Raw genomic sequence first — 19884 nt, forward strand, 5'->3', positions numbered from 1 at the left:
GGTTACGGTGGGGCCCATGACTTCCGCCGCGACCACGAAACCGACCGCGTTGATCACCGGCGCCAGTCGCGGCCTCGGCGCCGCGATCGCCAGGGAGCTCGCGCCGACCCACGACCTGCTGCTCGGCGCCCGGTCGGCGGAATCGCTGCGCGGCATCCTGACGGAGTTGCCCGACGCGCGGGGCTGGCCGGTCGAGTTGACCGACTACGCCGCCGTAACCGCGGCGGTCGAGCCGATCCGGAGCCTGAACGTGCTGGTGCACAACGCGGGCATCGCCGATCTCGGCACGATCGCGGAATCCACCGTCGAACAGTGGCGAAACACGTTGGAAGCCAACGTCATCGCGGTTGCCGAACTCACCCGGCTGCTGCTGCCCGCGCTGCGGGCGGGCCAGGGTCACGTGGTGCTGATCAACTCGGGCGCAGGGCTGCGCGCCAACGCGGGCTGGGCCTCCTACGCGGCGAGCAAGTTCGGCCTGCGCGCCTTCGGCGACGCGCTGCGCCAGGAGGAGCCGGAGCTGCGGGTGACCTCGATCCATCCGGGCCGAATCGACACCGATATGCAGCGGGCGATCATCGCGGGTGAGGGGCGCGAGTACCGCGCCGAGGATTTCCTCGCCCCCGAGACCGTGGCGTACACGGTGCGTTCCGCCATCGACACCCCGCGCGACGCGCACCCCACCGAGGTCGTGCTCCGGCCGTACTGAGCCCGGAGTCACCCGGCGGCGCTCTTTCGGCCGAAGCGCTCGCTGGGCTGTCGGCGCGCACGTCGCCGATGGCTTGTTCCGTCGGTACTGATCCCGTACGGGTCCGACGGCGCTGTATCGGCCCACGCGTTCCCCTCGCGACTGTCGCACGCACGTCGCCGATCGGCTTGTCGCCCGTGCGATCGACCTGCTGATCGACGGGGAGACGGGTGGCCACCGACCTGATGACGCGCTGTCGCTCACCGCCGTGCTCTCGTCCCTGTGATTTGCCCAACGGACCACGCGGGTTCAGGTTCCCGTCAAGTTCGCTCGTTAGCGTCCGGCCCCATCCCCGAGGGTTCGTCGCGGGGAGGTTCGAGCGAGCAAGAGGGATCGGGTTGTGGACAGACGTCGCATGCTGGCGTTGCTGACAGCGGGCGCGGCGGTCGCGCTGACCGGATGCGCGGTGGCCGAGGGCGACCCGATCGACAGCGGTTCCGCGGGCGGCGTGCCCCGGCCGCCCGCACCGCCGTTGCTGCCGCCTCCGCCCGGCGGACCGAAGACGCCGATCCCGGCGGGCACGATCACCGCGCTGCCGGGGCCGGGCAGCAGCATGGCGCTCACCGTGGACGACGGAGCCAGTCCCGAGGTCGTCGGCGCCTACATCCGATTCGCCAAGGACACCGGCGCGCGGTTCACCTTCTTCGTGACCGCCTACTACGACTCGTGGGCGATCCACCGGGACGCCTTGCGGCCCTTGGTCGAATCCGGGCAGATCCAGCTCGGCAACCACACCTGGGATCACCCGGATCTGACCAAGCTGTCCGCGTCGGCCGTCGCCGGGCAGCTGGAGCGGGCGAAGACCTACCTGCGCCAGAACTTCGGGGTGGACGGCACCCCGTACTTCCGCCCGCCGTTCGGCAGGCACAACGCCACGGTCGACCGGGTGGCCGCCGACCTCGGCTACACCGTGCCCACCATGTGGTACGGCTCACTGTCCGATTCCGGTGTGATCACCGAGGAGTATCTGATCGAATGCGCGCGGCGGTATTTCCAGCCGCAGACGATCGTCATCGGGCACGCCAACGCACCTGCAGTCACCCACTGCTACGGAAAGCTGGTCGACATCATCAAGGAGCGCAACCTGTCCATGGTCACGCTCGACGACGTGCTGCTCCCGCCGCGCTGACCCGCCGTCAGGCGACGATGTTCACCAGGCGCCCCGGCACCACGATCAGCTTGCGCGGCGCCTTCCCGTTGAGCAGCGCGTCGATCTTCTCGTCGGCCAGCGCCGCCGCCTCGATCGCCGCGTTGTCCGCGTCGGCCGCCACCTGAATCCGGCTGCGCACCTTGCCGTTCACCTGGATCGGGTATTCCACCGACTCCTCGACCAGCAGCGCCGGATCGGCGACCGGGAACGGGCCGTGCGCCAGCGAGGCGGTGTGACCCAGGCGGTCCCACAGCTCCTCGGCGATGTGCGGGGCCAGCGGCGCCAGCATCAACACCAGCGGCTCCACCACCGAGCGCGGCGCGCCGTCCGGGTAGCTCTTGGTCAGGTGGTTGGTCAGCTCGATCAGCTTGGCGCCCGCCGTGTTGTCGCGCAGCGCGGCGAAATCCTCGTCCACGCCCGCGATCGTCTTGTGCAGGAGGCGCAACGTCTCCTCGCTCGCGGCGGCGTCGGTGACCCGCACCGCGCCGGTCTCCTCGTTCACCACCAGACGCCAGGCGCGCTGCAGGAACCGGTGCGCGCCGACGACGTCCTTGGTCGCCCACGGGCGCGAGGTGTCCAGCGGACCCATCGCCATCTCGTAGAAGCGGAAGGTGTCCGCGCCGTACAGATCGCACATCTCGTCCGGCGAGATGGCGTTCTTCAGTGACTTGCCGATCTTGCCGTACTCCTGGCGCACCTCGATCTCGGCGCCGGTGGGGTCGGTCCAGAAGAACTTGCCGCCGCGCTCGACCACCTCGGCGGCGGGCACGTACGCGCCGCGCTCGTCGGTGTAGGCGTGCGCCTGGATGTAGCCCTGGTTGAACAGCCGCCGGTACGGCTCGCTCGCGGACACGTCACCCAGATCGAACAGCACCTTCTGCCAGAAGCGGGCGTACAGCAGGTGCAGAACCGCGTGCTCGACGCCGCCGACGTACAGGTCTACGCCGCCCGGGTCGTTCGGCCCGCCGACCTCGGCGCGCGGGCCCAGCCAGTACGCCTCGTTCTCCTTGGCGCAGAACGTCTCGGTGTTCGTCGGGTCGGCGTAGCGGATCTCGTACCAGGAACTGCCCGCCCACTGCGGCATGACATTGGTGTCGCGGCGGTAGCGCTTCAGCCCGTCGCCGAGATCCAGCTCGACTTCCACCCAGTCGGTGGCCTTGGCCAGCGGCGGGGAGGGTTCGGAGTTCGCGTCGTCCGGATCGAAGGTCACCGGGGCGAAATCGTCCAGCTCCGGCAGCACCACCGGCAGCATGGATTCCGGCAGCGCGTGGGGTGCGCCCTGCTCGTCGTACACGATCGGGAACGGCTCGCCCCAATAGCGCTGGCGCGCGAACAACCAGTCGCGCAGCTTGTATTGGATGGTGCCCTTGCCGTGTCCGTCGGCCTCGAGCCGGGCGATCATCGCCGCTTTGGCCTCCTCGACGGACATGCCGTCGAGGTAATCGGAGTTCACCAGCGCGCCTTCGCCCGCGTGCGCGCCCTGCTCCAGGTCGCCGCCGCTGATCACCTCGATGATCGGCAGCCCGAGGACGGACGCGAATTCCCAGTCGCGGTGGTCGTGCCCGGGAACGGCCATGATGGCGCCGGTGCCGTAGCCGCTGAGCACGTAGTCGGCGATGAAGATCGGCACGGCCGCGCCGTTGGCCGGGTTGATCGCGTGATTGCCAAGGAAGACGCCGGTCTTCTCCTTGTTCTCCTGACGCTCCAGGTCCGACTTGGCCGCGATCGACTTGCGGTAGGCCGCCACGGCTTCGGCCGGTGTGGCGGCGCCCTCGTTGGTCCACCTGGGGTCGGTGCCCGCAGGCCACGCGGCGGCGGTCAGCTTGTCGACCAGCTCGTGTTCCGGCGCGAGCACCACGTAGGTGGCGCCGAACAAGGTGTCGGGGCGGGTGGTGAAGACCTCGATCTGCTCGCCGTCGGCGTCGAACTTCACCTGCGCGCCCCGGGATCGTCCGATCCAGTTGCGCTGCATGGCCTTGACGTTCTCCGGCCAGTCCAACCGGTCCAGGTCGTCGACCAGGCGATCGGAATAGGCGGTGATGCGCATCATCCACTGCCGCAGGTGCTTACGGAACACCGGGAAGTTGCCGCGCTCGCTGCGGCCGTCGGCGGTGACCTCCTCGTTCGCCAGCACGGTACCCAGGCCAGGACACCAGTTGACCATCGAATCGGTCTGGTACACCAGGCGATACGAGTCCAGCAGCGCGCCGCGCTCGGCGGGCGGCATCGTGTCCCAGGACTTGCCGTCCGGAACGGCCCGCGCGCCGGAGGCGAACTCGGCCGCCAGCTCGGCGATCGGGCGGGCCCGGTTCAGCTCCGTGTCGTACCAGGCGTTGTAGATCCGCAGGAAGATCCACTGTGTCCAGCGGTAGTACTCCGGATCGGTGGTCGCGAACGAGCGACGCCGGTCGTGGCCGAGCCCGAGGCGGTCCAGCTGACGCTGCATCGTGGCGATGTTCGACTCGGTGGTGTCGCGCGGGTGCGCGCCGGTCTGTACCGCGTACTGCTCGGCGGGCAGGCCGAACGCGTCGTAGCCGAGGGCGTGCAGCACGTTGCGCCCGTGCATGCGGTGGTAGCGGGCGAAGACGTCCGTGGCGATGTAGCCGAGCGGATGTCCGACGTGCAGGCCCGCGCCGGACGGGTACGGGAACATGTCCTGGATGAACAGCTTGTCGGCCGGTGTCGGACCGGCCAGCGGTCCCACCGGGTTCGGCGCGTGGAAGGTTCCGCGTTCGTCCCACGTCCGCTGCCACCGGCTCTCGATGCGGCCGGCAAGCTCCGCGTTGTACCGGTGCTCAGGTACATCGCTTTCGGTTGCACGTGTGTCTTGCACGGTCCTGCCTTCTTGTGGTCGCCGATCCCCGACAAACTTCGTCTATCAGGGTAGAACGTCGCATCGGCAGGACCGAAGATCGGGCTGGCCCGCGGTTGCGGCCGGGTTCGCCGGACGAGGCGCCCGTCGGCGGGCGCGCGGCACCGATGCGCTAGCCTGCATGGGTGTTCGTCGTCGCTCTCGTCCTGTTCGTGCTGGCTGTCGTGGCCGTCACAACCGGAGCACTCGGGCTGACCGGCCGGTTGCCCCGGAATCGTTTCTTCGGTGTCCACACCGAGGCCGCGCTGTCCACGGACGAGACGTTCCGCGTCGCCAACCGGGTCGCCGCTCCCACCTCGATCGCGGCCGGGGCGCTGCTGTTCGCCGGTGGTCTCGTCGGGCTGGTCGCGGGCGGCTTCGTCGCGCTGGCCGTCGCGGCCTGCGCCGCCGTCGTCGCGCTGTTCACCCTCGGCGCCGGTGCGAACGCCGCCGCGCAGGCGGCCGAAGCCATCGCCCCGCCGCCGCAGACCGGTGGTTGCGGCAACTCCTGCGGCGCCTGCTCGCTCCGCGACGCCTGCCAGCCCGCGAGCTGAGGCCGCTCACCCCGCGTCCGCGCACTCCGCGATGTCTGTCGGCCCATGAGTCGAGGCCGATGGCCCGCGTCCGCCCACTCCGCGACGCCTGCCGATCCGCGAGCTGAGGCCCATCACCCCGCGTCGGCGCACTCCGGCGGCGGGACGCTGCGGGACAACGGACTGTCGACCGGCGTGAAGTAGAGCACACACAGCAATACCGGCACCGTTCCGAGATTGCGCGCCACGTGCGGGTAGCGCGGCCCGCTCGGTTCCCGGAAGATCCGCGGGCGCCGGTAGGTGACCGGCGCGCAGTCCGCACCGGGATGATCCAGCGTCCCCCGCGCGACCAGCACGAACAATGTCCCGTCGTGGTAGTGCCACCCGCTGCTGCCACCCGGCTCGATGAGCGTCTGGCGCAGCACGACCGCCCACCGTCCCAGAGCGAACCGGAACAGGACCCTACTGGCCGTCCCATGAGCGGGCGCCGCGTTCACCTCGAAATCGGACCACACGCTTCGATCGAACCATCCCTCCTCCGCGGAGTTCCGATAGCTGCTCGGATGAGTCGTCCGTCCCCCGATCTACGACGACTGACACAGCAGCGCCGCAAACGGGCCGACGGTCGGTGAACTCAAACAAACCTTTCGCGAAGGGTGCCCTCCGCAGTGAGAGCCTGGAGTACCGCGTCGTCGGACGCCGGGTCGCCGACGGCGATGCGTGCGCTGCCGTCGGCGTAGGACTTCGCGGCTATGCCCGCGCGCCGCAGCGCCGTGTTCGCACCAGGGCCGGGTACGTACAGGAAGTTCGCGTGGCTTTCCGGTATCGCGAATCCATGAGCCAGTAGTGCGCTGCGGAGTGCGTCGCGCCTTTCGGCGATGCGCAGGGTGCGCGCGGCGAGTTCGGGTGCGGCGGCGTACGAGGCGGCGACCGCGGCCACCGCCGCCGCGCTCATCCCGAAGGGCAATTGCAGCGTGCCGATTCGCGCGATCAACTCGGTCCGGCCGAAGGCGTAGCCGATACGCAGCCCGGCCAAGCCGTACGCCTTCGAAAAGGTACGTAGCACAACAAGGTTGGGATGCTTCGCGATCAGCGCCCGTGGGTCGACGTATGCGGTGGCGCCGAGGAATTCGACGTACGCCTCGTCCAGAACGACCGGGACCCGGCTGGGAACGTCGGACAGGAATGCCTTCAGCTCGTCGGCCGGGATGACCGTTCCGGTGGGATTGTGCGGACGGCACACCACGATCAGCGCGGTGCGACGGTCGACGGCCCGCCGCATCGCCCGCAGATCCTGGTTCCCCGCCGAATCCAGCGGCACCGGCACCGCGGTGACGCCGGCCATCTCGGCCATGATCGGATACCCGTCGAACGTCGGTGCGCTGTAGACGATCTCGTCTCCCGGCGTGGTCAGGGTCTGCAAGATCTGCAGTGCCACGCCGGTCGCCCCCGACCCGACCACCACTTGGTCCGCCCCTACACCGAGGTGCTGGGCGATCAGCGTCGGCAGGCGGCGCGGCAGGAACTCCGGGTACCGATTGGCCTGAGCCAGCGTCATGTGCACGGCTCGCAACACCGAAGGCAGCGGCGGGAACGGATTCTCGCTCAGAGCGAGGTCGAAGCGGGGTGGCACCCGGTGCGTCCGGTACCGGTGCGACGGCCGGGTGCCGTCGACGACGCGCACGCTCATCGCGCGGCTCCCCAGCGGACGGCGGCCGCGCCCGCGAAGTCGCCCGCGTGCGCGAACGCCGACATCAGGACCAGCGATCCGTTGGGCAGCCGTCCCGCCCGGTTCTCCACGTCCAGGGTCACCGGAATACCTGCGGCGAAGAGGTTTCCGCAGGAATCGAAGGTGTCGGGGTGACGGTGCGGCGGGAGCTCCAGCGCGTCGTGCCAGTTGCGCAGGAACAGCCGGTTCGGCTGGTTGGTGACGAACGTGTCGACGTCGCGTCCCCGCACGCCGATCCGATCGCACACCGCCAGGGCGACTTCGGGAACGAGCCGATTGCCCCTGGCGAACACCTTGGTGATCTTGGACTCGGTGAAGCTGACGCAGCCCTGGCCCTCGCCCGGCTCCCAGTACTTGCGCTCGCCGTTGGTGGAGAAGTCCATGTCGCCGGCGAATTCGGGATAGGTCCGGCATTCGATGTCGAGAATCGGCGCGCTGTCGTCCTTGCGGAGCAGTCCGACACCGCAGCCGTCACCGGGCACCGGAGCCTGCGCCAGCTTGCGGATATCGGTCTGGGTGAACACCGGTCCCGCGCAGTTCTGGGTCGCCGCGATCAGCGCGGTGCGTGCGGGCGTGGTCTGCAGGATCATCCGGGCCATCGCCATCATGTGCACGAACGCCGCACACCCGCCGTTGTGTACGTCGTAGACGTACGAGGGACGGATGCCGAGCCGTCGCGCCACCTCGGGCCCGCAGCCGAGCACCGGATTGTCCGGCAGTTGGGTGTGCGTGATCAAGACGTCGACCTCGGCGATCGCGTCGGCGCCGTTGCGTTCGATCAGCGGTGCGACGGCGCGCTCGACCATGTCCACCGCGGTCTCGTCGCGCGCGACGTGGTGGCGGCCCTTGGGCGAGCGGAACATGACGTTCTTCGCCATCCGGTCCGAGCGCGAGAACTGGGTGAAGTACTCGGTGCCGACCGGCTCGCCCGGTAGGTACGAGGCCACGTCGACGAGACTGACCTCAGGGAGATGTTGTTGCGTGGTGGTCACTCGAGCCTCACTTCATCCAGTCGGGCTTGATCGGCAGGCCGTGCGCGGCCCGGTACTCGCAGATGGCTTTGAGGTTGTCCATCTCCAGTTGATGCCCCGCCGAGAACATCTCCCAGAAGTCGCCGACCCACACCGGCCGGTTCGGGGGAGCGGACTCCGGGTACGGGTTGTCGTCGTAGAAGGGGTGCTTGCAGTTGACCCACAACACCACCGACCCCGGCTTGTGGAACACCAGTTGCGCGTCGACCACGCGCAGCAGGTAGATCATCCACAGGTGTTGTCCCTGGTCCCAGGCACAGTGGTAGTCGACGGTCATGGCGTCGGGGTTGGCGACGGTGCGGGTGAAGATCTCGGTCTCCGAGCCCAGCCGGTCATAGGCCAGCCAGAGTCCGGGTTCGTCGGTCTCCACGAACCCGCGCAGGCTGTAGGTCCACTCCTCCAGCGATCTGGTGTCGGCGAGGTATTCGTAGACCTCGCGCGGCGGCGCGTCGATGTACGCCTGCACCGGACAGTATTCGCCGAAGATCTGCTCGTGCGGATACACCGACCGCAGCATGTCCATGATGATCGGCGTGGTCGCGTCTTTGTCGGAGTTCTCGATGCGGAGCACGCCGGGCACGGCCTGTTCCGGGATATCGCTGAGGGCGGGGAGGGAACTGGTGGTCACGGTGATACTCCTTCGGGTAGGCGTCGGCGGGCGCCGCCGCGTGGGGTTCATCGAAGATCGCGGGATTGCTCCACGGCGTTAATGAAGGGCAGGAACGGAGGAATCTCGTCGGGATCGCATTCGATCGAAAGGAACGACGGTCCTTCGGTTTCCAGGCAGCGACGCAGTGTGGCGGCGAGCTCGCCGACGGTGCGCACCGAGAACGCGGGCAGACCGGGGAACATCGCGGCGATGCCCGCGCCGAGGTCGGCCGGGCGGAATCGGTTGAAGCTGTATCGGTCCCGGTAATACAGTTGCTCCCTGGTCACGCACATGGCATGCGCGTTGTTGTTCAACACGACGAAGGTGACCGGAAGGGCGTGCTCGATCGCGGTGTGCAACTCCATGCCGTGCATGTAGAACGAGCCGTCACCGGCGATGACCACCGTCCGCCGGACGCCGTCGGTCCGCGCGTGCCGCGCGAACGCGGACCCGATGCCCGCGCCGAAGGCGTAACCCATTCCGCCCATCCCGAGGGCGACCACGAACCGCCCGTCCCGCGGCACCCGGAGGTGGTGCACGACCGACGCGCCGGTGTTGCCCGCGTCGGCGAACACGTCGGTGCCCTCCGGCAATGCGGCATCGATCGTCTCGACCACGTCCCGGTACCGCAGACCGGGGCCCGAGGAGTCGGGCACCCGCAGCGAAGTCAGCGGTTGCGTCGCGTGCACGCGTTCGGATCCGGTACTGCCGTCGTCCAATTCGTCGGCGAGCTCGGCGAGTGTTCGCGACAGATCGGTACTTGTCGCATGGATGGCGGGCAGATACGGTGGCGCCACGCCGATGCTCGCGACCGTTCGCTCGGCGAGCGCGGCCTCCGAGCCGGCGCGGGTGGTGACCGGCAATCGGGTGCCGACCAGCAAGCACAGGGCCGAGGACCGGATGGCCGCCGCCAGTTCCGGGTGCCCCATGGTGCCCGCGACGCCGCAGAAGGCCGGATCGGCGTTGTCGTAGACGTCCTTCGCGTCCGGCGCGACGCCCACCGCGGCATCCAGGGCGGTGGCGAGGCGGGCAAGCTCGTCGCGCGCGTCGTCGCGCGCGACCTGATCACCCGCGATGATCACGATCTTCCCGGTGTGCCGGGCCGTGGCGAGCGCGGCGCGAACACTAGCGAGTCCGGCCCGGTCGGACCGATGTGTCCTGGTGGCTGGACAGAGCGGCGCGATCGGGCCCGCGTCGGCCTGCTGCACGTCTTTGGGCAGCAGCAGCACCGCCGGGCCGCCCCGGCGGGCGGCCTGCACCGCTCTATCCAGCCGATTCGCCAGGTCGGCAGCGGTTTCCACCCGTGCGCAATAGATGCTGACCGCGCCGAACAGACGGACCGCATCAATGGCGCCCGCGCGTCCGCTGGTGTCCTGGAAGGCGCCGTTGCCCTCCAGCGCGGTCGGGGGCTGCCCGACCAGGGCGAGTACCGGTACCCGCGACGCGAACGATTCGGCCAGCCCGGCGACGAGATTCATCGCGCCGCCGCCGGAGGTCGCCGCGACCACGCCCAATCCGCCTGTGCCACGGGCATATCCGTCGGCCATGGTCGCCGCGGAGAACTCGTGTTTCGCGACCACGCCGGTGACGTGGTCCGGCGCGTCGAAGATCGCGTCGTACAGGTCCTCGATATTGGCGCCGTCCACTCCGAAGATGTGGCGCACGCCCAACGCCGAAACCGCTTGCACCAGATGGTCCACGACTCGAGTCCGCATCCGCACTCCCTTCCGCTGACGAAATTTCGACTGCGTACACGAGTGATACGGACCCGGTCGCCGAACGGTTCAACGGTGGATCAGAAGATGTGCCGACCAACCTTGCGTGTACGTATACATCTACGTATAGTTGAGCCATGCCCAACAAGACGATCTACGTGGCCGATGACGACCTCCCGCTCTTCCAGCGCGCGCAGGAGTTGGTCGGCGGCAACCTCTCGGGGGCGGTGGTCACGGCGCTGCGCCGGTTCATCGAACTCGAGGAGGGGCGGCTGGAGGGCTATGACGAGATCGTGCTCAAGGTCGGTCGCGATGGTGTGCGGCAGGTCCGCTTCTCCGGAGTCCTGCTAGGGGAGTGGCACGAGGTGAACGATACGCGGATCGAGCACGTCCAGGTGTATCGCAGCCGCAAGGGCAAATTCGTGATGCACGCCCAGTATTCGAACTGGGACGAGTATCCCGCCGAGGCGGGCACGAATTGGCTCAAGGACTGGCGAGACCCGAAAAGCTGGCGGCGTTTGCTCGGCGTCGGTCAGCAGGACTGGGGTGACTTCATCTTCGTCGTGGTGGACTCCCTCGACGAGTTGAAGGACCGACTGCCCGACAAGCTCTACCGGCGGGTGGCCGACGTGGCCGAAGGGCCGAAGATCGAGGACCTGGATATCTAACCGCCGCAACCGAATCGACTGACGCCGCGCCCCAAAAGGGGAGCGGTGTGGATAACACATGCTCATATGCGCATAGTGAAATGTATGTCAGAAAGGAAAGACCATGGTGAACGGCCATCGCGTGCCCGCCGTCTCGGTGCGCGGCCTGCGGAAATCGTTCGGCGAACAAGTCGTGCTCGACGGGATAGACCTCACCGTCCCGGAGGGAACGGTCTTCTCGCTGCTCGGGCCGAACGGCGCGGGCAAGACCACCACCGTGCAGATCCTGACCACACTGATCCCTCCCGACGCGGGCGAAATCCGGGTAGGCGGCCATGATCTCACCGCCGAGCGCAAGCAGGTGCGCGCGCAGATCGGCGTGACCGGGCAGTTCTCGGCGGTCGACGAACTGCTCACCGGCCGGGAGAACCTGCTGCTGATGGGCGATCTGCATCATCTGTCCCGGCGGGACAACCGCGGGCTGGCGGCGGATCTGCTGGAGCGCTTCGACTTGGTCGACGCGGCGGACAAGACGGCGTCCACCTATTCCGGCGGCATGACCAGGCGACTCGATCTGGCCATGACGCTGGTCGGCGATCCGCGCATCATCTTCCTCGACGAGCCGACCACCGGGCTCGATCCACGCAGCAGGCGCGCGATCTGGGACATCATCCGCGGGCTGGTCGACGATTACCGCGTCACGGTCTTCCTCACCACCCAGTATCTGGAGGAGGCCGACCAGCTCGCCGATCGCATCGCGGTGCTCGACCGGGGCAAGCTCGTCGCCGAAGGCACCGCGGCGGAGTTGAAGCGGCTGGTGCCTGGCGGCCACATCCGTCTGGAATTCGCCGATCGAGCCGCCTTGACCGCTGCGGCCGACGCGCTCGGCGCCGTGGCCCCGCCGCCGGACGACGACGAGGACCTCACCCTCGCGGTGCCCAGCGACGGCGGCGTGAAATCCCTGCGCGCCGTGCTGGACCGGCTCGACGACGAGCGAATCGAGGTCGAGGGCCTCGCCGTGCACACCCCCAACCTCGACGACGTCTTCCTCACCCTCACCGGCCACCCCACGACCGAAAAGGAACCCGTGCGATGAGCATGTCCTACGCCCTCGCCGACTCGGCGACCATGCTGCGGCGCAATCTCGTGCGTGCCAAGCGCTATCCGAGCATGACCTTCGGCGTCATCGTGATGCCGACGGTGCTGTTGCTGGTGTTCAACTTCGTCTTCGGTGGCGCGCTGGAAAAGTCGTCCGGCGGAAACTATATCGACTATCTCGCACCGGGCATGCTGCTGATGATTCCGGCGTACATGACGGTGTCGGTCGCGGTGGCGGTCGCCACCGACACGACCAAGGGCATCGTGAACCGGTTCCGCACCATGGACATCGCGCAGTCGGCCATGCTGACCGGTCACGTGGTCGGCGCGCTGATCCAGGCGTTGATCGGCATCGCCGCGATGGCGGGCGTCGCACTGCTCATCGGCTTCCGCCCGAACGCGAACCCGGTCGAGTGGCTCGCCGTGTTCGCGCTGCTCGCGTCGGTGATGTTCGCGCTCACCTGGCTGTCGGTGGCGCTCGGCCTGCTCGCGCCGACCCCTGAAAGCGCAAGCAACTCGCCCTTTCCGCTGGTGATGCTGCCGTTCCTCGGCAGCGGCCTGGTCGCCACCGACACCATGCCCGCCGGGTTGCGTCAGTTCGCCGAATACCAGCCCTTCACGCCGTTCACCGAGACCATCCGCGGCCTGCTGATGGGCACCGAGATCGGCGCCAACGGGATCATCTCGCTCGCCTGGTGCGTCGGGCTCGCGGCGGTCGGGTACCTGTGGTCGTCCTCGATCTTCCGGCGGCAGACGCGCTGAACCGGTCGCCGACGCAGAGATCCCCCGCGGGCAGCGCGCCTGGCGGGGGATCGCTCGTTGCTCAGACCGTGCCGGTGAGCAGAACCTTCCCGGTATTCGCCGCGCGGATCTCGACCGAGCGGACCTGGTCGGGCGGGCCCTCGATGGTCTGATCGATGGTCAGCTCGGTGCCGGGGCTCGCGGGCCACTGGCCGAGCTGCTGCTGCAGTCCGTTGATCCGGGTGGCGTACAGCACGAGATTCGGGTTGTAGGGCAATGGCTCGCCGGGGGGATAGCTGCAGGTCATCACGAGTCGCGTCTGGTCACCCGCCGGGATGAGCTTGAAGCTCGCCGAGACCGGAGTCGGCTCGACCGGCGTCATCTGCCGTTCGGCGAACGCCTGCTCGCTGGTGCCCGGCCCCGGCGCGTTGTGCGTTCCGGACACCGTGACCGCGATCGGAACCGCGATCGCCACCGCGGCCGCGGCCGAGGCCAGTGCGATGCCGACCGACGCCCACCCGCTGCGGCGGCGGCGCCGCTCGGCCGCGTCGGCCAACCGCGATGGCGGCGGGAGCTCGGGCATCGGCGGCGGCGGTGGTTCCGGCGCGGCGTGCGCGGGCGGCTCGATCATCGTCGTCGCGATGTCGGCATCCACGAGGGCGAGCATGCCGGGCAAGCCCGCCAGCTCGGCCACGGAGGCCCGACAGTCGGGGCAGCTCGAGAGGTGGCTCTCGTACTGCAAACGCTCGTGGCGGGTCAGGGACCCGAGCACGTACGGGGCGTCCCACGTGCTGAAATCGTCGGTGATATCTGTCACTGGTTTGTCACCCCCATCTCCTGTAATGCCAGGCGCAATGCGCGCATGCCGTAATGCATCCGGGACTTCACCGTGCCCGCGGGTACGTCGAGTTCCTCGGCGATCTGGTGGGTCGACAGTCCCCGGTAGTAGGCCCGCACGATCACCTCGCGATGATCGGCGCTGAGCCTGCCGAGCGCGTCGGCGACCAGCCAGCCGTCCAGCGCGCGGTCGGACTGGTCCGGGGTCGCCCGCTCGGGCGGGTTGTCGGTGCGGAACTCGCGCCTGCTGCGGGCGCTGCGGTGCTCATCCACGGCGAGATTGCGCGCCACGGTGAACAACCACGCCCGCGCCGACGTGGTGGACTGATCCAAGACGTTCGGGCGTTGCCATGCTCGCAGCAACGTTTCCTGCACGATGTCCTCTGCCCGTCCCGGGTCCCGAACCAGGCCGAGCGTGTACCGCCACAACGGGGTGGCGTGTTCGCGATAGAGAGCCCGCATCAATTCGGATTGATCGTCGGGCTGTCCCGTCTCGCCACGTTTCTTGCGCACAACTGGATACCTCTCCGCTCGAGTTGCGGGGCCGGTCGGTGGGCGCACCCGATGCGTCACCCATGCTTTCGCCGGTTCAGTTGTCGTGTCTCATGTCGTGTCTCCTTCGATCCTTTCGAGGAGTACACGTGCTCAGTTGCGTTCGAGTTCAATCGGGTGTGTCGCGAGCAGGGACAGCGGGAGCGGCTGGCGGCGCAGCACGTGCGCCCACAGGTCGGGGCGGCCGGTGCTGATCGGATCGGACGGCAGGGCCGATACCACGATCCAGTCGTCGTTCTCCAACTCGCCCTCCAGCTGCCCGAAGGTCCAGCCGGCGTAACCCGCGAAGATCCGGATGCCCTCGACCAGTGGGCCGACCCGCTCGGGGTCGGCGTCCAGGTCGACCAGCACGACGCGTCCGTCGATGCGGCGCAGCCCGGGGACACCATCGATCCGGGCGCCCACCCGGACCGTGCCCAGGCACAGCGCGGCGTCCCGTTTCACCGGGCCGCCGATGAACAGCGTGCGTGGGGCCGCGACCGCGTCGGTCCAGCGCGGCAGCACCTCGTGCACGGCCGTGTCGCTCGGGCGGTTCAGCACGACGCCGAGACTGCCCGCCTCGTTGTGCTCGATGATGTAGACGACGGTGCGCCGGAAGGTCGGCTCGACCAGTTCGGTGGCCGACACCAGCAGCGTCCCGGCACGAACCACCTGCTCACCGTGCCGGAAATCGCGTCGCCTGCGGTCGCCGTGCCCGCCGCGAGTCTTCCGATCGTCCGGGTCTTCTGCGCGTGCCACTCCGACATCATCGCAGCTGTTCGCCCACAATGCGCCTTCTGCGGCCCACTTGTGTGTTCCGGATTTGCCGAACGGGTCGCGGACCGGGCGTCGGACGTCACGTTGCGCCACCGCCGCCACATCGTAGAGTCCACGTCATGGAACTGCCCGAGGTGCGCCTCGAGAACAACGACGCCGTGTACGACTTCTATCGCGAGCACCGTCAGAACCGTCTGAAGGCATGGGGCGCGTACGCCATTCTCGGCCGCCGCTATCATCCGCGCGTCACCTACGCCGAGGGCGCGCGCGAAGCGCTCCGCACGGTGATCAGGCAGAACAGGCCGCTGCTGATCGCGATCAACCACCTTTCCGAGAGCGATCCGTACACCGTGGCGGCGGCCGCGTGGCGCAGCGGACTACGCCGGGTGATCGGCCGGGTGCGCGTACTGGCCAAGGACGAACTGTTCGCCGACCCCGATCAGCGGCGCAAGATCGACATGATGGGCGGCATCCCGGTGTTCCGTGGCAAGGACCACGGCATTCGCGCGGTGAACGCCGCTGGACAACTCATGATGGACGTCTGCGCGGAGCGGATGGCCCGTGGCGACGGCATCGCGGTGTTCCCCGAGGGCACCTGCAACGACGTGGACCCCTCCCGCGTGCAGGCGGTGGGCAGCGGCATCGGGCACATCGCCTTCCGGGCGATGAAACTCGGCGCCGAGCCCGTGCTGGTGTCCATGGCGCTGAGCTACGGTCCGCGCACGGACCCGGCGGTGCAGCCGACGAAGGAGGAGGCCAAGGGAGCCAGCTTCTACTTCAATGTCCCGGTGCTCGATTTGCCGCCCCGGCCCGGCGACATCGCCCGGCTGGTGCGCACCGATCTGCAACAGGCGCTCGACGGCGCTGTCGCGGCCTACTGAGGCAGGTTCAGCCGGTCGCGCGCCCAGTGCGGCACCATCACCAGGTATTCGGGGCGGGTCTCGATGAAGTGGTGGACCGCCCGGCACATGGGCAGCGCGCCGAGCTTGTCGTCGCGGGTGCTGTCGAGTGCGGTCTCGATCAACAGCCGCGCATAGCCCTGCCCCTCGTAGCGCGGATAGATCTCGGTGTGCACGAACGCGCGCTCGGAGGCCGTGTCCTGGTATTCGGCGTAGCCGGCGATCGCACCGTCGACGTAGATCTCGAAACGTTCCAGTGCGGTGTTGTTGCTGACCTCGGTCGACATGGCTCGACGCTACTCTGTGCGCCGGTGTCCCGGTAAATCACGCTCGCGGCGGGCGGAATCCCGCCACCGACTTGTCTGTCCGGGCGGGCCTGCGCAGAATGCTCTTGGTCGGGTCCGTCGTCGCGCGCGAGCGGGCAGGCTCGGGGAGGTACCGGAATATGTTGAGGACACCGCGCGTTTCGCGGGTCGCGGCCGCCGTCGTCGCCGTGGGCCTGCTCGGTGGATCGATCGTCGCGGGCGTGGCGGACGCCGCGCCGGGCGTCGCGTTCGGCAAGTGCCCCGAGGGTGCCGTGCCCGCCGATCGGGGCGTGCAGTGCGCCGTCGTGAGCGTGCCGATGAACTACGCCGACCCGGATGGCGCGAAGATCGAGCTGACGGTCAGCCGTATCGCGGCTACCGGCGAGCGGGAAGGTGTGCTGTTCGCCAATCCCGGTGGGCCGGGAGCGGATGCGCTGGACTATTGGGCGCGCCGGTTGGACGTGTTCCCCGCCGCGCTGGCCGAGCATTACGACCGGATCGCCGTCCAGCCGCGCGGACTGCGTTGGGCGACACCGCTGCAATGCGGCACGAGCGCGAAGAACGGAGAGGGGCAGCAGGTCTCGCTCGGCGGCGGCAACCGCGACGAGATCAAGAAAGCCTGTGACGCGGCGCAGCCCGGCTACCTGGACACCATCACCACCGAGAGCACCGCGCGCGACCTCGACGCCGTGCGTTCCGCGCTCGGCTTCGAACGGATCGACTACCTCGGCACGTCCTACGGCACCTACCTCGGCGCGGTGTACGCGGCACTGTTCGGCGACCACGTGGACCGGATGATCCTGGACTCCAACGTCAATCCGGACTGGGTGTGGACCGAGGAGTTCGCCCAGCAGCAGGTCGCGGGCAAACAGCGCCTGGACGATCTGTTCGCCTGGATCGCCGACCACGACGGCGAATACCACCTCGGCGACACGGCGTTGCAGGTCTACCGCACCTGGGTCCGGTTGGCGGCAGGCCAGGGCGGCGGTTGGTACGCCAACCTGACCCCGCCGCCAGCGAGCATCGCCGACCTGCCCGGCGTGCTGCCGGAGCCGTTGGCGGAGATCGCCCGGGACGGCTACACCGGCAGCGTGGAGCAACTCGGCAAACTGCAGAATCTGTTGCGCACCTTGGTCAGCGGCGGCGTATCCGCGCAGGTTCCGTTGCTCGGCGCCACCACCGTGGCCACCTATACCCGCACCTTCTGGCCCACCTTCGCCCGCGCGATGGCCGACGCCGCTGCCGATCCGGCGAACGTGCAGCGGCTGCGGGCCATCGAGGGCGCGACTTCGACCGACCCCACCGGGCGGTTCGTGTTCAGTGCGATCACCTGCAACGAGAACGCCGTGGCGGGCAGGCCGGAACTGCTCGGCGCGGCGGCAGGCACCATCGCCTCCGGCGGCAACGCCATGGACGCGCGCGCCGACCTGGTGCGCTCGGGGATGGCCTGTGGTTCCTGGAAACCCGTGACGAAACCGGTGCCGATCACGGGCGCCGGGCTGCGCACCCCGCCCCTGGTACTGCAGAGCCGCCACGACGCGCTGACCAAGTACGAAGGCGGCCCGGCCATGGCCACGGCGCTGGGCGGCGCGCTGGTCGTCGTGGACGGCGGCGACCACGGCACGTTCGGTCGCGGCAATCCGGCGGTGGACGAGGCCGTGCTCACCTACTTGCGCACCGGAAAGGTCGGCATCACACGGGCCGACGAGGCTCCGCTGCCCACACGCTGAAAGTCCGACCCCACGAAAGTGGTTCGCGACCGCTGTCCGACATCGCGAGCTGGGACTCATGGCGGCGCAAAAGCAACTCGTCATCTCGATCGGGCCGACGTTGTCCTCGCCCGCTGTCGATCCGGCCCGGGGTCGGTCGGAGCGCGGCGACCGGCGTGCAGGTCCGGATGTTCGTTCCCTGGCGACGCCGGTGCGATTCACGTCGCGCAGTTCAGCGATATCCGCCGGTCAGGACACCGTTTACCGCTTTCGTGTGCGGAGTCCACGCTTGTCCGAGGTCGGCGAAGGCCAACGACGACGGCTGTGGCGGATGTGTCGTGGTGCGACCGGTCCGGTCGCGTCCGAGAATGTGGGGATGACACCCGCTGCGCGAGTCATCATCGCTCCGGACAAGTTCAAGGGGTCGCTCGCCGCGCCCGAGGTGGCGGCGGCGCTGGCTGACGGTTTGCGGCGGAGCGCGCCGGAGACCGAGATCCGGCAGCTGCCGGTCGCAGACGGGGGTGACGGCACGGTCGAGGCGTTCGTCGCGGCGGGTTGGGCGCGGGTGGAGGTGACCGCTCCGGGGCCGACGGGGGTTCCGCGTCGCACATCCTATGCCCGGCGCGGCGCGACCGCGGTCGTCGAACTGGCGGCCGTGGTCGGACTGTCGATTTTGCCCGAGCGTCGACTGGACCCGTTGGGCGCGAGCACATACGGGCTCGGCGTCGTGCTGGCGCATGCCATGGAGCATGGCGCGACCGATATCGTGCTCGGTCTCGGTGGCAGCGCCTCCACCGACGGCGGCGCGGGCATGGTGCAGGCGCTCGGCGTCCGCGTGCTCGATGCCGACGCACGGGAATTGCCGCGCGGCGGAGCGGTCCTCACCCGTGCCGCGCGACTCGACCGTTCCGGCTTGCACCCCGGCGTCGCGGACACGACGTTCACGCTGGCTTGCGACGTCGACAATCCGCTACTCGGCCCGACCGGCGCGGCGGCGGTGTACGGGCCGCAGAAGGGCGCAGGGCCCGCCGAGGTCGATGTCCTCGAATCCGCTCTCGGCACTTGGGCGCAACTCGTCGGCCCGGAGTTCGCGCGGCTGCCCGGCGCGGGTGCGGCGGGCGGTACCGGTTTCGGCGCGCTCGCCGTGCTGGGCGCGCGGGTCCGCAGCGGCATCGAGGTCGTGCTCGAACTGCTCGATTTCCCCGCCCTGCTCGCTACCGCCACCCTCGTGGTCACCGGTGAGGGATCGCTCGATCGGCAGAGCTTGCACGGCAAAGCGCCGGTCGGCGTGTGCGCGGCCGCGCGTAAGGCCGACGTCCCGGTGATAGCCGTTGCGGGCCGCACGCTGCTCACGCCCGACGAGATCCGGGCCGCGGGCTTCGCGGACTGCTACGCGCTCGCCGCTCTGGAACCCGACCCGGAACGGTCGATGGCCGAGGCGGCGTCGCTGCTCCGACGCGTCGGCGCGCGGATCGCCGCCGACCGGCTGGATTAGCTCGCCGACGCCAGCGTGCTCGCGGCCAGTTGGTGCTTGTGCCGTTCGCCCCATTCCTCGAGCGGGCGCAGTGCCGCGGCCAACTCCTCGCCGAGCGGCGTGAGCGAGTACTCCACCCGGGGCGGGACCTCGGGATAGACCTCGCGGTGCACCACACCGCTGGCCTCGAGCTGACGCAGGTTCTCGGCGAGCACCTTCTCACTGACTCCGTCGAGCAGCTTGCGGATCTGGCCGAAGCGCTGGGGGCCGATGCCGAGGACCCACATCAGGTGCATCTTCCACTTGCCGCCCACGACATCGATCGCGACCGTCATGCCGCACACTTCGTGATCCGCGTCACTGCTCATGCCCACCGCGCTCCTCTGACCTCGTTTCGAACCTCGAGGTAAGCAACCGCACCTCCACGTTCGGTCTTCCCGACTCTACCTGCGGGAACGACGAT

At 68.9% G+C, this 19884-nt stretch carries 20 protein-coding genes; 9 read left to right on the plus strand and 11 right to left on the minus strand.

All coding sequences use genetic code 11. The features are described from left to right. Nucleotides 1–16: 16 nt before the first annotated feature. Together ACIA5H_RS09805 and ACIA5H_RS09810 are read left to right on the plus strand one after the other, a co-directional pair. The gene (locus tag ACIA5H_RS09805; protein WP_397075216.1) at nucleotides 17–706 is read left to right on the plus strand and encodes an SDR family oxidoreductase; all 690 of its coding nucleotides are present in this window, start codon (nucleotides 17–19) and stop codon (nucleotides 704–706) included. Nucleotides 707–1100: 394 nt separating this feature from the next. Beyond that, complete coding sequence (locus ACIA5H_RS09810; RefSeq protein ID WP_397075488.1) at nucleotides 1101–1874, plus strand: polysaccharide deacetylase family protein; 774 nt, start codon at nucleotides 1101–1103, stop codon at nucleotides 1872–1874. Nucleotides 1875–1881: 7 nt separating this feature from the next. On the opposite strand, the gene leuS is transcribed toward ACIA5H_RS09810, so the two are convergent. Further along, the gene (leuS, locus tag ACIA5H_RS09815; protein WP_397075217.1) at nucleotides 1882–4728 is read right to left on the minus strand and encodes a leucine--tRNA ligase; all 2847 of its coding nucleotides are present in this window, start codon (nucleotides 4726–4728) and stop codon (nucleotides 1882–1884) included. A gap of 164 nt (nucleotides 4729–4892) precedes the next feature. Between leuS and ACIA5H_RS09820 the strand changes: the two genes are divergently transcribed. After that, nucleotides 4893–5300, plus strand: a complete 408-nt coding sequence (locus ACIA5H_RS09820; protein ID WP_379249384.1) for an SdpI family protein — start codon at nucleotides 4893–4895, stop codon at nucleotides 5298–5300. A 113-nt stretch (nucleotides 5301–5413) separates the two neighbouring features. Here ACIA5H_RS09820 and ACIA5H_RS09825 read toward each other — a convergent pair whose 3' ends face one another. The 5 genes from ACIA5H_RS09825 to ACIA5H_RS09845 form a co-directional block, all read right to left on the minus strand. Further along, entirely contained in the window at nucleotides 5414–5794 is a 381-nt protein-coding gene (locus ACIA5H_RS09825; protein ID WP_355071280.1) for a hypothetical protein, read from the minus strand. A gap of 119 nt (nucleotides 5795–5913) precedes the next feature. After that, complete coding sequence (locus ACIA5H_RS09830; protein WP_397075219.1) at nucleotides 5914–6969, minus strand: aminotransferase class I/II-fold pyridoxal phosphate-dependent enzyme; 1056 nt, start codon at nucleotides 6967–6969, stop codon at nucleotides 5914–5916. Next, a complete protein-coding gene (locus tag ACIA5H_RS09835; protein WP_355071284.1) occupies nucleotides 6966–8000 on the minus strand; it encodes a 3-oxoacyl-[acyl-carrier-protein] synthase III C-terminal domain-containing protein in 1035 nt (344 codons plus the stop codon). Before ACIA5H_RS09835 ends, ACIA5H_RS09830 begins: the two co-directional genes overlap by 4 nt. Before the next feature lie 7 nt (nucleotides 8001–8007). Further along, nucleotides 8008–8667 carry an SRPBCC family protein gene (locus ACIA5H_RS09840; protein ID WP_355071286.1) on the minus strand — a complete coding sequence of 220 codons (660 nt, stop codon included), beginning with the start codon at nucleotides 8665–8667 and terminating at the stop codon, nucleotides 8008–8010. Between the two features lie 47 nt (nucleotides 8668–8714). Then, complete coding sequence (locus ACIA5H_RS09845) at nucleotides 8715–10403, minus strand: thiamine pyrophosphate-binding protein (RefSeq protein WP_379249380.1); 1689 nt, start codon at nucleotides 10401–10403, stop codon at nucleotides 8715–8717. Nucleotides 10404–10540: 137 nt separating this feature from the next. Between ACIA5H_RS09845 and ACIA5H_RS09850 the strand changes: the two genes are divergently transcribed. From ACIA5H_RS09850 to ACIA5H_RS09860, 3 genes are all read left to right on the plus strand, one after another. Continuing rightward, complete coding sequence (locus tag ACIA5H_RS09850) at nucleotides 10541–11071, plus strand: EXLDI protein (protein ID WP_379249378.1); 531 nt, start codon at nucleotides 10541–10543, stop codon at nucleotides 11069–11071. Nucleotides 11072–11174: 103 nt separating this feature from the next. Beyond that, nucleotides 11175–12146 carry an ATP-binding cassette domain-containing protein gene (locus tag ACIA5H_RS09855; protein WP_355071291.1) on the plus strand — a complete coding sequence of 324 codons (972 nt, stop codon included), beginning with the start codon at nucleotides 11175–11177 and terminating at the stop codon, nucleotides 12144–12146. Next, the gene (locus ACIA5H_RS09860) at nucleotides 12143–12910 is read left to right on the plus strand and encodes an ABC transporter permease (RefSeq protein WP_355071293.1); all 768 of its coding nucleotides are present in this window, start codon (nucleotides 12143–12145) and stop codon (nucleotides 12908–12910) included. Before ACIA5H_RS09855 ends, ACIA5H_RS09860 begins: the two co-directional genes overlap by 4 nt. A gap of 61 nt (nucleotides 12911–12971) precedes the next feature. Here ACIA5H_RS09860 and ACIA5H_RS09865 read toward each other — a convergent pair whose 3' ends face one another. The 3 genes from ACIA5H_RS09865 to ACIA5H_RS09875 all read right to left on the minus strand — a co-directional run bounded on the left by ACIA5H_RS09865 (nucleotide 12972) and on the right by ACIA5H_RS09875 (nucleotide 15016). After that, nucleotides 12972–13706: an anti-sigma factor family protein gene (locus ACIA5H_RS09865; protein ID WP_379249375.1), complete on the minus strand. Its 735-nt coding sequence runs from the start codon at nucleotides 13704–13706 to the stop codon at nucleotides 12972–12974. Continuing rightward, a complete protein-coding gene (locus ACIA5H_RS09870) occupies nucleotides 13703–14239 on the minus strand; it encodes a sigma-70 family RNA polymerase sigma factor (RefSeq protein ID WP_355071297.1) in 537 nt (178 codons plus the stop codon). The genes ACIA5H_RS09865 and ACIA5H_RS09870 overlap by 4 nt, the downstream gene beginning before the upstream one ends. Before the next feature lie 132 nt (nucleotides 14240–14371). Then, a complete protein-coding gene (locus ACIA5H_RS09875; RefSeq protein WP_039803016.1) occupies nucleotides 14372–15016 on the minus strand; it encodes a YqgE/AlgH family protein in 645 nt (214 codons plus the stop codon). A gap of 137 nt (nucleotides 15017–15153) precedes the next feature. Here ACIA5H_RS09875 and ACIA5H_RS09880 point away from each other — a divergent pair, with 137 nt between their 5' ends. Continuing rightward, nucleotides 15154–15915 carry a 1-acyl-sn-glycerol-3-phosphate acyltransferase gene (locus tag ACIA5H_RS09880; protein ID WP_355071299.1) on the plus strand — a complete coding sequence of 254 codons (762 nt, stop codon included), beginning with the start codon at nucleotides 15154–15156 and terminating at the stop codon, nucleotides 15913–15915. Here ACIA5H_RS09880 and ACIA5H_RS09885 read toward each other — a convergent pair. Next, on the minus strand, nucleotides 15909–16220 hold the full coding sequence (locus ACIA5H_RS09885; RefSeq protein WP_355071301.1) for a GNAT family N-acetyltransferase: 312 nt from the start codon (nucleotides 16218–16220) through the stop codon (nucleotides 15909–15911). The genes ACIA5H_RS09880 and ACIA5H_RS09885 overlap by 7 nt on opposite strands. A 158-nt stretch (nucleotides 16221–16378) precedes the next feature. On the opposite strand from ACIA5H_RS09885, the gene ACIA5H_RS09890 reads away from it, so the two are divergent. Beyond that, nucleotides 16379–17968 carry an alpha/beta hydrolase gene (locus ACIA5H_RS09890; RefSeq protein ID WP_397075226.1) on the plus strand — a complete coding sequence of 530 codons (1590 nt, stop codon included), beginning with the start codon at nucleotides 16379–16381 and terminating at the stop codon, nucleotides 17966–17968. A gap of 355 nt (nucleotides 17969–18323) precedes the next feature. Then, nucleotides 18324–19442 carry a glycerate kinase gene (locus tag ACIA5H_RS09895; protein WP_397075228.1) on the plus strand — a complete coding sequence of 373 codons (1119 nt, stop codon included), beginning with the start codon at nucleotides 18324–18326 and terminating at the stop codon, nucleotides 19440–19442. Here the strand turns inward: ACIA5H_RS09895 and ACIA5H_RS09900 are convergent. Beyond that, entirely contained in the window at nucleotides 19439–19789 is a 351-nt protein-coding gene (locus ACIA5H_RS09900) for a winged helix-turn-helix transcriptional regulator (protein WP_379249368.1), read from the minus strand. The two genes, ACIA5H_RS09895 and ACIA5H_RS09900, sit on opposite strands and share 4 nt — an antisense overlap. Nucleotides 19790–19884: the final 95 nt, after the last annotated feature.

It is taken from the genome of Nocardia sp. NPDC051900 (genome assembly GCF_044452545.1).
Lineage (GTDB): Bacteria > Actinomycetota > Actinomycetes > Mycobacteriales > Mycobacteriaceae > Nocardia > Nocardia sichangensis.